An 11,589-nucleotide genomic window follows, 5' to 3' on the forward strand; every position below is an offset into this window, starting at 1 on the left:
GGCCGTCACTCCCCGGAGCCGAGGCGGTCCTGATGGTCAGCCCAAGGCCCACCAAGCGCTGACCAGGCTGCCCAGGGTGGCCGCGAGCGCGGCGAGGCAGATCACGGTGATGGCGGTCGAGGTGGGGTCCGGCGGCCGGTGCGCCGACCAGGCGGTCCCCCACCGGAGGACTCCGCGGACGTGGTGGGTGGGTCCGCGCGGGGGTTCGATGTCACGGACCCAGAGCGTCAGGCGTTCGGTGCAGCGGACGCAGGCGTGGAAGGGCTTGGCACGTCCGAGGTTGATGACGGGGCCGAGCCAGAGCACGTCGACTCCGTTCCGGTCGCACATCAGACACCTCCCCTTCTCGGTCCAGCCGGCGACCAGATCGGTCTCCACATAGAGGTGGCAGGGGGAGTTGGCGCGCACGGTCAGGACCTTTCGGGCAAGGGTGGTACGGCCTGGTCGTCGGAGGTTGTGCCCAGCGCGTCCCCCTCCACCGGCATCCTGCGCAGCACGGTCATCATCCGGCCCTTGCTCAGCGTCAGATGGTTCCCGCTCACGGTGTGCAGCCGTCGGCCGTTGTGCAGCACGGTCACGTACATCACCTTCTCCGGATGCCCCGCCACCGAGAGCACATCGTGGGCGCGCACATGCTCCACGGCCAGGTGCAGTTCAACGTTCACGAACACGGTGACTCCTTCTCCGGGGTGATGACGCGGACCACGAGATCGGCCACCGCGTCCGTGCTGTGCCCGGTCCAGTGGCAGATCTGTTCCTTGACGCCGCTCGGCACCCTGGACGTGACTGGCATACGTTCGATGTGGCGCAGTGCCGCCGCGATGCCGTCGCCTCCGGAGCAGCGCTGGGCCGCTCCATGGCGGGCCAGCGCGAGGGTGGGGTCGCCGGGTGGCACGAGTTCGAGCACGGGGACGTTCAACAGCAGCGCCTCGATCGCCGCGTCGGAGTGGCCGGTGACGAACGCGTCGGCGCCGGCCAGACATCCACGGGCACCCACATGGGGACCGGCCAGCACCACACGTCCACCACCGGGGAGGCTGAGCAGCGGCCGCAGGGAGGTGAGCCGCTGCGCCGGGTGCGGAGCGATCACCAGGCCCCAGCCGGGCCCGGCCTGGAGCACTCCGTCCAGCAGCGTGCGGAAGTGCGTTCGCAGCTTGCCCTCGGGATGCGGCTGGCAGCCCCAGACGAGCACGCGCTGGGGAACGTCGCCGGCCTGCACCGTGAACAGCGCGTTCAGGTAGTCGCGCTGGGCCTTCCTGTCGGTGTCGGCCAGCCGGTCGAAGCGGGGCTGCCCCAGGACGTACTGCCGCGTCTCCCGGTGGCGGCGCTGCCAACTGCCGCACTGTTCGAGGTCGCGGGATCCCATCACCGCGACGTGCCGGCAGTTCTGGGCCCGCCAGGCGACTTCGCCCTCGAAGCGCGCGCCCGGCTGCACGTAGATGGTCTCCAGGCCGGCGCGTTCCGCGCACCGGGCGGCGAGCAGCCCGGGCGGATGGGTGTCGTCGGCGCACAGGAGTGCCCTGGGCCGTACGGAGCCGAAAAGGTTGTCCAGCCACCGTTCCATGGCGACGGCGGTCGCCCAGGACGGCATGGTGATCCCGGCGGAGCGTGACACGGTACGGGCGACCAGCTGGGCCACCCGCGCGACGGGTACGTCGTGGGAGCCCACCCGGACCGAGCGTTCGGCGCGGAGCGTGTGGAGGGCACCCACCGGGAGACCGCCGTTCGGGACCAGAGAGGGAGGCCGGATGACCGCGATGGCGGGGTGCGACGGCTGAGGGAATCCGTGCAGCGTGTCGCCGGCCAGATCGATCACGGCGCTCGTGATCCCCCGTCGCGCCAGCTCGTCCAGCACCGGCAGCAGGGTTTCGACGTGACCTCTGCGCCAGGAGACGGCCACGATGAGCGCTCGGTGGCACGGGCGCGACGGTGTGCCACGGTCGGCGCCGGCCGCTCGCGCCGCCGGCGTCGCCGGGAAGACCCCGGAACCCATTTCGGCGACGTCGGGGAGGGAGGCAATGAATCGTGGGCTTCGCCGCGCCACAGTCCGGTCGCTGGACGTCACGGGTAGCGTCTCGTCCTCGCGCCTGGTGGAGAGCACCCGGCGCACGACCTGCGTCAGCAGCCTCCGGGCCGGCAGGTGGTGGACGTCCAGCCAGCTCACCCCGCCCGGAGTGAACGCCGCGTCGCGGTAGTCGCTGTCCAGCGCCCGCATCAGGGTGTCGACACGGCGTTCCAGGAGCAAGTGGGACCGGCTGGTTCTGTCCTGTTGAAGGATGGGTCGGTGTTCCGCGAACACAGGACCTCCGTGCAGAGGAAAGGAAGAAGGGGAAGGGCGCACGCGGCCGTCAGGCGAGGTCACAGCTGAACCACACGATCTTGCCCGCGCAGCGCTCGGTGAGTTCGCTCCCGAATCCGGTGGCCATCTCGCGCAGCATCCAGAGCCCGCGTCCGGACTCGGCCTGCCAGTCGGGTTCCGTGACGACACGCGGGAGCCGCCTGGAACGGTCGAATACCTGCACCGTCACCGTCGTACCGATACGGGTGATCCGCAGATAGCAACGGGGGTGGTCCACGTGCCGGGCAACGTTGGAGAGCAGTTCCGAGACGCCGAGCCGTACCAGTTCCACTGTCTCGTCGGGGGCACCCCAGTGGCGGAGTAAGTCAGCCGCCGTACGACGCCAGTGTTCGATCTCCACGGCGTTGACGATCAAGGACTGCCCGTAGACATGCTCGTCGTACGTGGCTCGTGCGGACGTCGTTGTCATGGCACCTCGCCTGACATAGCGATCCCTCGGTCCGGCCGGAACGGTGTCCCGGGTTGCCGCCACTGACGGTAGGAACGCGCGGCGCCGGAAAGTTCACCGTGGTGAACCCGGGGAGAAGCGAGGCGTCAGGGGGTGATGCCGATGCGGTGGGCCAGCCCCTGTACGTCGCGGCGGGTGCGATGGGGGAGCCGGCGGCGGGCGAGGCGCCGAAGGGTCTCCGCGACCAGGTGGTTGCCACGCACACGCTGGGGGGCGAGGCGTTCGGCGGTCAACAGCGCGGCGACGGCGCGGGCCTCGTTGGCCCGGGTGTGGGCGAGCGCGCGGCCCAGGTCGGTGTGGAAGGCCGCCCGCCGTCCGGGGGGGAGCGCGGACAGGTCGGCGTGGGGGCCGGTTCCGGCGCTGATGGCCTGCCCGTACTGCTGGAGGTCGGTGTTGAGGCTGACGTGGTGGATACCGACGTTCGCCGGGCCGAAGTTGAGATGCCAGGCGCGTGATTCACCGGTCCGGTCGGCGAGGGTCGTCGCCTCCGCCAGGTGATCCGTGACCTCGACGACCCGGCTCTTCCCGGAACGGGTGCGGTCCAGGGTGGTCGCCGTGGCGCGGATCAGGTGCAGTTCGCCGAGAAGGGCGTGGGCCGCTGGGGTGGTGAGACGCGTGGCCAGGGTGTCGGCGGCATCGGTGGCGTGCCGGAGCGCCTGGGCGGGAGAGCCTGCGGCCAGCAGTACATGGGCGGTGAAGAAACCCGACAGGGCTGTGTACGCCGGATCGTCCAGCTCGGCGGTCAAGTCGGTGGCCCGGGTGACCGCGATGAACGCCAGGTCGGAGTAGCCCAGGTACTTGAGCAGCATGACCGTGGCCGGGCTGTAGGCGGCGATCAGCAGGCGAAGCAGCCGTCGGCGCCGGGAACCGCTCGCCGCGTCGGTGGCCGCGTGGAGATCGGCCAGGAGATCGGGAAGAGAAGTGGTGAGTTCGCCGTACGCAGCCGCGTGATAGCGCCGGTTGGCCTCCGCCACGCGCTCGGCCAGCACCGGTTCCGGCGGGGGCGGTCCGGGAGGCCGCGCCCAGATACCCGCGCCCATCAGGGCCAGCCGGAGCGCCGGGACCGCGGCGTGCGCGTCGGCGGACATGCGGTCGGCCGGCGGCAGGTGACGGCCGGCCAGTTCCGTGGGCGTTGTCTGCAGGACCTCGGCCAGCGCGGCGATGTGGCGTGAGCTGTCCAGCAGGCGTTTCCCGTTCTCCACCATGGACAGAAACCCGGCCGAGATCCCGGCCCCCTGGGCCGTCTCCTTCAGCGTGAGGCCACGGCGCAGCCGGGCCATGCGTACCCGGGAACCGATCGCCTGAGCTTGTCCGTCGTCCATCGCCGGCACCAGCCTTGGGTAAGTGATGTATGTCTCAGCGTACGCGATCGGACCGAGGCGTTCGGGTGACTGCCCCGGTTCGCCGGAGGTGGTGCAGGGCCTCGCGGGCGAGCGGATCGAAGGCGAGCCGGAGCGGGGCATGGCCATGAGCCTGATCGAGGAGTTCGGCGGCGTCCGAAGGCCGGTCCACCAGGGCGTGGGCGCGTGCGGCGATGACCAGCAGGTCGTAGCGCTCGGTGCGCGGCAGACGTCCGTCCGCGGCACGCCCGAAGTGGTCGAGCGCTTCGTCGGGCAGCCCCAGCTCCAGCGCCACCGACGCCCGAGCGGCCCGGACCCGGCCGGCCGCCTCCGGTGACTCGGCGCGCTGTCCGGCGGCACGCAGAGCGGCGCACGCCGCCGACCCGTTCCGCAAGAAGGCATGTGCGGTCGCCTGGAGGATCAGCGACTCGGTGAACGTCGCTCGCCCGGCCCGGGCGAGGGCGGCCTCCGGCTGGCCGAGTTCCAGCAGCAGGCGCGCCTCCTCGGCGAGGACGGCACGGTGTTCCGGCGCGCGTGCACGGTGCAGCATCAGCCAGGCGAGATCCACGTATCCCAACCGCCGCAGCAGCCCGGCGCCCGCCGCGTACATAGCTGGTTCCGAGCAACCGGCGCTCATGCAGGCCAACAACTCGGTGGAGAGCACCGATTCGTCGCCGTCCAGATCGGCTTGGAGAAGCCGGTCCACGGCACGCTCGTGATCCTCAACGGGCTGGGCGGGCGCCTCCGCCAGGAGACGGCGGACAAAGAAGGCCGTGCCCAGCAGGTCAGCCTCCGCCTGTCCGCCGGGAGTGACCGGTCGGCCGGACAGCTCCACAGGGCTCACCCCCAGGGCTTCCGCGAGCTGGACCAACGAGCCGTACGACGCAATCCAGCCGCGCCCGCCTTCGAGATCACGCACGGCGGCCACACCGAGGTCGGCGCGCAGCGCCAACTCGTCAACCGTCACCTGCCTGCTGGCCCTGATGCGCCGCACAGCAGCACCTATCGGGCCGGCGGCGTCGGTGTTGCCTTGCCTGTCCATCTTCCGCATCGTCGCACAGGGACATATCCGTGGCCCCGCTCGGCGGGGCCGCGCCAGCCCGCCCCGGCAACCCGAGACATGGGCCGGCGGCGGCCAGCCGGTAGCGAACGAGCGCAGCTCAGGGCGTGGGAAAGGGAGCAGACGAGTAGCTGCTGAGCTTGGCCGCCGTGGTCTTGGTGGCTTCGATGACCGCGAGGGGTGGTTCCGGCATGACGTCGGCGGGCTTGAGGAGGAGCGTGGAGCCGACGATGGAGTCGTGCCAGAGGACGGGGGCGGCGCAGCTGTTCCAGCCGGGCATGCACTCCTGGTAGCCGGTGGCGTGGCCCTGGTCGCGGATGTCGGCGAGGGAGCGCAGGAGTGCGTCGTTGTCGCGGTAGACGCCGGGGCCGGCGCCGTCCGGGACGGGTTCGGCCAGAACGCGTTCCTGGATGGCGTCGGGGAGGTAGGCCAGGATCGTCCGCCCGCTGGCCCCGGTACGCAGGGAGCGGGTGACGGTGAGGACTTCGCGGGTGCTCAGGCCGAGTTCGGCGAGGTCGGAGTCGCCGACCGCCATGTCGATGCACTGGCGGTGTGCTCCGCTGAACGGGGCGAGCATGTAGAGCAGGACGAGGCCGCCCCCGGTGGCTTCGCGCAGTTCCTCCAGCGCGGTGTGCGCCGCGTCGCCGGGCGCGTGGGCCAGGGCGTGGAGGGAAAGGTGTGCGGTGCCGGTGCCGAGGCGGTACCTGCCTCGCCCGACCCGTTCGAAGACGCCTTGGTAGACGCCGGACTGGAGGATGCGGAAGACCGTGGAGTCGTCCAGTCCGGACTTCTCCGCGAGTTCTCCGGGACCGTGCACGCTCCCGCCGAGGTCGGTGAAGGCCCGTTGCACCCGGAAGACGCGTTCGGCGTGGCCGGTTCCACCGGGGCGTGGTCCGGCGGCGTTGCTGTGCATTGCGGCTCCTCGGGGTCGGGCGAGGCAGCACCGTCAGTTCGCCGTGCTCAACGAGAGCTTTCCGGTGTGGGTACGGGCGGCGAGCGTGGAGTGGGCGGTGGCCGCTTCCGCCAGGGGGAAGACGCCGCCGGTGATAGTGCGCAGAGAGCCGGTCCGGACCGCGGTGAACAGCTTCTCCATGCTGGCGGGGAGGGCGTTCCGGTCGCTGTAGAGGTTGGGGAGCCAGAAGCCGGAGACGGTGATGGACTTCTCCATCAGGGGACGCAGGGGGAGATCCGCTTGCCGGCCGGAGGCGAAGCCGTAGACGGCGAGACGACCGCGTGGTGCGAGCGCATTGAGGACAGCCGCCAGCTCGGGGCCGCCGGTCATCTCCAGGGCGACGGTCACGGGGCCGTCGGCCGCGTCGAGAATCTCGGCGGCGAGGTTCTCGCTGGTCGAGTCGATGGTGGCGTCGGCGCCCAGGTTCGCGGCCAGGAGCCGCTTCTCCTCGGTGCTGGCCAGGGCGATCACCGTAGCGCCCGCTGCTTTGGCGAGCTGAACGGCGAGCGAGCCGAGCCCTCCACCTGCGGCAGGGATCACCACGCGGTCGCCCGGCGCGACCTGCGCGGCGGTGAACAGGATGTGCCAGGCGGACTGGCCCTGGAGGGCGAGGCAGACGGCTTGGTCGTCGGTGATGTCGTCCGGTACCGACCAAGCGACGCGGCGGTGAAGGTGAGCCTGCTCGGCGTACCCGCCGCCCTTGGTCAGGCCGACGAACCGCCGGCCGTCCGCCGTCGAGCCGACCACTTCGTTGCCCGGGACGTACGGCAGCTCCACCGGGGCGAGGTAGGTGTTTCCCCGTACGTGGACATCGGCGTAGTTCACTCCCGAGCGGCTTACCCGCAGAAGATGGTGACCGGCCCGGGGCTGGAGGTCGGGAACCTCGTCCAGCCGCAGCACTTCCGGACCGCCGAATTCCTTCATGACGATGGCGCGCATTGCAGTCCCCTTTCTTTGCGGGGCACGTTAGTTCATTGCTTCTCACCTGTCTTTCATGGGTACCGTGGTGTGAATTCCCGCTTTCTCGCCCGGCGAGAAAGCAAGGGCGCTCCTTTTCTCGCCACGTGAGAAGGGGGGTCGAACACTGCGAGTCTGCCAACTTTGCATTGACATGGGTGTTTTGTCGAGATAGACAGTGAGGGTATTGGCGGAGATCTCTTCGGGGTGAGGGTATGAATGCACAGGCGGAAAACCTGTTCCACGGTCATGGATTTCCTGATGGATCCGGCGATGCCGGGGCCGTGCGAACTACCGGAAAAGCCAGCGTATGGTTCGGTACGGAAAAGGGAGAGACCGTTCGACTTCCTCTGGCGGAGGGAGGGGGCGCGGAACGCTGCGGGCTCGTCCTGACCTCATCGTGTGGAAGCGGTGACGGGGGAGCAGACCAGGACTCCCTTCGAGCGGCGTGCTGGCTCATGCCCAGCCTCTCGCCCGAACTCATCGCCCAGGCGCTGGAGTGGTCCGTCGATGCCCCTCAGTCGGCTGACGAGGACTGCTCCAGCTGGTGCAGGTGATCGATCAGAGCCAGGACGGCGCGCTGGCTGGGACCGGTCAAGGCCGACGCCCTGGCCGCGATACCCCGCGCGCTCTCGTCCGCCAGGGCATCGAGGAGCGCCGGATCACCGGCGAGGGCGGTGGCCGTGGTGAGGCGAGCGGTATTCAGCCCGGAGGCGGCCCGGACCAGATCGCGTAGCTGGTTGTCGCCCAAGGCGCGCAGTACGGCGGCGTCGGCAACGATCTCCCGTACCGTGTCGCGTTGCTCCGCCCCGAGCGACGTGATGTGCTCGCGGACGTCGTCGTCCTCGGACATTTCGAGCTGGTGCAACCGCCCGAGGAGTTGCTGGACGGTGCCCAGGTCGGCGGGCTCCTGCCCCGCTCCCTGCACTTTGATGGTGCGCACGCCGCGTTGCTTCAGGGCACGGAGCAGTTCCAGCTCGGTTTCGAGCTGGGTGAAGTCTGCTTCGACGTCGCTGAGATAACCGATGGGCACGGTGAAGAAGCGGGCCAACGCCTGAAGGTGGTGCAGCTTCGGGTTGGTCGTGCGCCCTGTGGCGAGTTCCCAGAAATACGGCCCGGAGATGCTGACGCCGGTCGTCTGGCTGATCTGCCGGGCGGTCGCGTCGTAGGACGGCGGCTGTTCATCCCGGGGGGTCTTCAGCTCGCGAAGCCACTGAATCTTCTCGGCGAGGGTCCTCGGCCGCTTGCGGCTGTCCGCCGTATCCGGCATCGGATACCTCTCCCTGCTCTTCCGCCTGCGATCGCTGAGAACCCTATCGTCTTCCCCGTGCCGGAGACGGTCGGGAACGTCGGGCACGAACGTACGACCAGACGACACCGATGGCCGCCACGCCGAGGGCCTGGAGGAGCGCGGGCGTACTTCCCGGCGAACCGGCGACCTTGCCGGCGACGAGGATCCCCATGACGACCAGAAAATAGGGGAAGAGGGAACGGATGATTCGTCCGCGTCGGATGATGCTCATGGACGTGCTCCTTCGGTTGGGAATCAGATCGTGCCCGTGCCACCCGCATCCGGGAAAACCGGTTCCGCCCAGCCCAGATACCTCAATCGCCAAAGTCCGTCGGTCAACTCCCCGCGGGGGACGACCGCGATCTTTCCCTCACCGTGAAAGCTGTCCATGATGTCGTTGCTGGCCACCAGGTCGTCACCGAGGTAGAGCGCGACGTGCCCGGCGGGATCACCCGTCTCGTAGAAGAGCAGCGCACCGGCCGGGGGAGCGGTGTCATCCGGATGAGTGAGGCCCGCGGCATGCAGCCGGTCCCATTGGGCGTTCGCCGTGGCGGAGCCGCTGTAGGCATATCCGTACGCTTCGGCGACGAACTGGCCGCACCGGCGGTACCAGCCGGTCTGCCCCGCTGCCTTCCGGGCGGCGGCGATCGCCTGGGCCGGAGAGCGGGGATTCACGGCGGAGAAGTTCTCCGCCGGATCGCCGTGAGTTTCGGCAGCGCATGCCGCGAAGTCCATCGTCACCGCTTGAGCACCCCAGGTGTCCACGACCAGAGTTCCGGCAGCCTTCTCCCAGCGGGCGTAGGCGTCGGGGAACGCGCTCCGCTGAACCGCCTGGGCGACCTCGGTGAGCGGGGCGCCTTCCCACCCGGGCACCCGCACCAAGGCGTCGTAGAACTTGCCGGAAGAGTAGACCGGGTCCCGGAGCTGAGCGGCGGAGCCCCAGCCCTGGCTGGGCCGTTGCTGGAAGAGGCCGACGGAGTCCCGGTCGCCGTGGTCCAGGGTCCGGAGGCTCGACTCCTGGATAGCGGTGGCGACGGCAACCACGGCCGCGCGGGGTGGCAGGGAGCGGCTTCTGGCCACAGCGGTGATGGTCGCGGCGTTGCGGATCTGCCCCTGGCTCCACTCGGCGTCGGCCTGTTCTCCCTGCGGGCTCAGCGGAACGACGGCGGACGCGCCGTCGTCCGGAGCCGGGGCGGGGTTCGCGCGTGCGCAGTGGGCCCGATCCACTCGGCCCGCGGCTCCGGAGGCCGCGACGGTGACGAGCGCGGGCAAGGAGAGGCCGGCCGCCAGGACGACGATGGCCGTCGCACGAGTCGCCTTCACGACCCTCCTCATAAACATACATAGGCAGGCGGCTGGTACCAACCGCCCGGCTTCGTGGTCACTTCTGTCTGACACATGCAGATTGGTGGTATTTCCTGAGCTTAACGCCCCGCCGTTGCATAAACGTGTGTTGTCAACACCGTGTCAGGTACGTTGTGCGGCATTCCGTATATGCCGGGCAAGCTCGGCCATAGGTGAGAGGGAGCGACGTGTTCGTGGCACACACACTGGTCCTCGCCGCCAACGGTGGCATCGGAAGCCTCGTCAACGGGGTCGCGCCGGACTGGGGGCCGTTCGCCGCGCTCGGCGACACCGCCCGCACGGTGGTACAGGTGATCATGGCCGGCGTCATCGTGGCGCTGCTCGGCCGGGCCGCTCTCGGCACCTTCCACATCAAGATCGGCGAAGGACAGCACGACGTCGCCCAGGTCTCCAAGGGTAAGAAGGACGTCGGCGCCGCTCTTGTCGGTGCTTTCGTCGTCGCCTCGCTGGGCACCGTCTTCACGATCGTCTACGGCATGGGGATCTGAACCATGCCGACCCATCGCCCGCATCCCCGGCGGGGAACAACGGTGCTCGGCGGCGACGAACGGCATCCGACGCCCGGCGGCCGGCCCTGGTGGCTGGGTGCCGCTGTGGCAGGCGGGGGATTCCTTCTCCTGCTCGGTGTCGCGATCGCGGTGAACACCGGGCTCTTCACGGACTCCTCCCCGGCCCCGGCGGACGCGACAGCCGACGCGAAGCGCGCGGAAGCCGATCAGCTCGGCGAAACCGTTCTCCGCGGGGCCGGTGGCGTACCGCTCGGCTATCCGCGCACGGAGGCAGGGGCGGTCCGAGCCGCGACCAACTACCAACTCGCGCGGTCCTCGGTGGACTACATCACCGATCGGTCGTATCGGCACCAACTCCTCGCTGACATCGCCGGACCCGAGTCGGAGAAGAGCCTGATCCGGACCGACGACTCGGCCATGGATCTGGTGCTGGCCTCGCTCGGCATCCGCAAGCGCGACGCCGCCACCCTGGTCGCCCGCGCCGCACCGCTGGGCGTGACGGTGAGCGACTACTCCCGGCACTCGGCCACCGTCGAGGTGTGGGCAGCCGGGCTGATCGGCACCACGAGCGACAGCGCGCCCCTCCCCGTTTCGGCGTCCTGGAACACCCACACCGTCACCCTCCGGTGGCAGGAGAACGACTGGAAGCTCGCCGGAGTCACCAGCAGGCCCGGCCCCACACCGCTCGATACCGGCTCCACCCCCAGCACCCTCGACGACTTCCGCAGAGCCGATGAGCAGTTCGATGCGCCTCCGTACCTCGGGTGAGCGCGCGAGGGTCCGGCACCGCCTCGCCGTCCTCGGACTCCTCGTAGCCCTGCAAACGGTCTTCGTCGCGCGTCAGGCCCACGCCGCCACCCGCACCGGCTGGTGCGACAGCATTCCCTTCGCCGACAAGGTGTGCGAGGTGGTCGGCACCGTCCACAGCGTGTACGACTTCGCCAGCGATCCGTTCGGCTACCTCACCGAGTTGCTGCAGGAGGCGGTCGTCTTCCTCTTCAGCACGATGATGAACGCCCTGCTCTCCACCACCCGGATCGACTGGAGCGATCCTGGCTTCCTGCGGACGTACGGCATGGCCTTCGCCGTCTCGTCCGTCCTGACCGTGGTCCTGTGGCTGATCGCGGTGGCCAAGCGTGTGGTGCAGGGAACGCCGGCTCTTCAGGCGGTGACCGAGTCGATCGGCTTCCTGCTGTTGTCGGTGCTGGTCTCCGCACTCGCACCGGCCGCGATCGCGCAGGTCACCCAGTTGTTCGACGAAGCCGCCGAGGCCATGTTCGCTCCGGTCGCGGAGGACACCGGCGACCT

At 69.7% G+C, this 11,589-nt stretch carries 13 protein-coding genes and 1 pseudogene; 3 read left to right on the forward strand and 11 right to left on the reverse strand.

Translation table 11 applies throughout. The features are described from left to right. Window positions 1-36 precede the first annotated feature (36 nt). The 11 genes from ACFV5N_RS00640 to ACFV5N_RS00690 form a co-directional block, all read right to left on the reverse strand. Entirely contained in the window at window positions 37-408 is a 372-nt protein-coding gene (locus ACFV5N_RS00640) for a hypothetical protein (protein ID WP_247480308.1), read from the reverse strand. 2 nt (window positions 409-410) lie between these two features. Then, the gene (locus ACFV5N_RS00645) at window positions 411-671 is read right to left on the reverse strand and encodes a hypothetical protein (protein WP_385592237.1); all 261 of its coding nucleotides are present in this window, start codon (window positions 669-671) and stop codon (window positions 411-413) included. After that, entirely contained in the window at window positions 662-2,245 is a 1,584-nt protein-coding gene (locus tag ACFV5N_RS00650; protein ID WP_385592238.1) for a hypothetical protein, read from the reverse strand. The genes ACFV5N_RS00645 and ACFV5N_RS00650 overlap by 10 nt, the downstream gene beginning before the upstream one ends. A 103-nt stretch (window positions 2,246-2,348) precedes the next feature. Beyond that, the gene (locus tag ACFV5N_RS00655) at window positions 2,349-2,768 is read right to left on the reverse strand and encodes an ATP-binding protein (RefSeq protein ID WP_385592240.1); all 420 of its coding nucleotides are present in this window, start codon (window positions 2,766-2,768) and stop codon (window positions 2,349-2,351) included. A 125-nt stretch (window positions 2,769-2,893) separates the two neighbouring features. Then, a complete protein-coding gene (locus tag ACFV5N_RS00660) occupies window positions 2,894-4,129 on the reverse strand; it encodes a helix-turn-helix domain-containing protein (protein ID WP_385592241.1) in 1,236 nt (411 codons plus the stop codon). Between the two features lie 34 nt (window positions 4,130-4,163). Then, window positions 4,164-5,189, reverse strand: coding sequence for a helix-turn-helix domain-containing protein (locus ACFV5N_RS00665; RefSeq protein ID WP_385592243.1), 1,026 nt, complete (start codon window positions 5,187-5,189; stop codon window positions 4,164-4,166). Between the two features lie 118 nt (window positions 5,190-5,307). Beyond that, window positions 5,308-6,120: an IclR family transcriptional regulator gene (locus ACFV5N_RS00670; RefSeq protein WP_385592245.1), complete on the reverse strand. Its 813-nt coding sequence runs from the start codon at window positions 6,118-6,120 to the stop codon at window positions 5,308-5,310. Window positions 6,121-6,153: 33 nt separating this feature from the next. Next, entirely contained in the window at window positions 6,154-7,098 is a 945-nt protein-coding gene (locus ACFV5N_RS00675) for a zinc-binding alcohol dehydrogenase family protein (protein WP_385592247.1), read from the reverse strand. 535 nt (window positions 7,099-7,633) lie between these two features. Further along, a complete protein-coding gene (locus tag ACFV5N_RS00680) occupies window positions 7,634-8,386 on the reverse strand; it encodes a hypothetical protein (protein WP_385592249.1) in 753 nt (250 codons plus the stop codon). A 43-nt stretch (window positions 8,387-8,429) separates the two neighbouring features. Beyond that, entirely contained in the window at window positions 8,430-8,639 is a 210-nt protein-coding gene (locus ACFV5N_RS00685; protein WP_385592250.1) for a hypothetical protein, read from the reverse strand. A gap of 23 nt (window positions 8,640-8,662) precedes the next feature. Then, complete coding sequence (locus tag ACFV5N_RS00690; protein WP_385592252.1) at window positions 8,663-9,730, reverse strand: hypothetical protein; 1,068 nt, start codon at window positions 9,728-9,730, stop codon at window positions 8,663-8,665. Window positions 9,731-9,945: 215 nt separating this feature from the next. Between ACFV5N_RS00690 and ACFV5N_RS00695 the strand changes: the two genes are divergently transcribed. The 3 genes and pseudogenes from ACFV5N_RS00695 to ACFV5N_RS00705 form a co-directional block, all read left to right on the forward strand. Then, window positions 9,946-10,260 (forward strand): hypothetical protein, encoded by a 315-nt coding sequence (locus ACFV5N_RS00695; RefSeq protein ID WP_247480333.1) that lies wholly within the window; start codon window positions 9,946-9,948, stop codon window positions 10,258-10,260. A gap of 105 nt (window positions 10,261-10,365) precedes the next feature. Beyond that, window positions 10,366-11,049, forward strand: coding sequence for a hypothetical protein (locus tag ACFV5N_RS00700; protein WP_385592253.1), 684 nt, complete (start codon window positions 10,366-10,368; stop codon window positions 11,047-11,049). Next, window positions 11,027-11,589 (forward strand): annotated as a pseudogene (locus ACFV5N_RS00705) (hypothetical protein); the annotation flags it as partial. The gene ACFV5N_RS00700 and the pseudogene ACFV5N_RS00705, both read left to right, overlap by 23 nt.

The sequence above is a fragment of the Streptomyces sp. NPDC059853 genome (genome assembly GCF_042731495.1).
Lineage (GTDB): Bacteria > Actinomycetota > Actinomycetes > Streptomycetales > Streptomycetaceae > Streptomyces.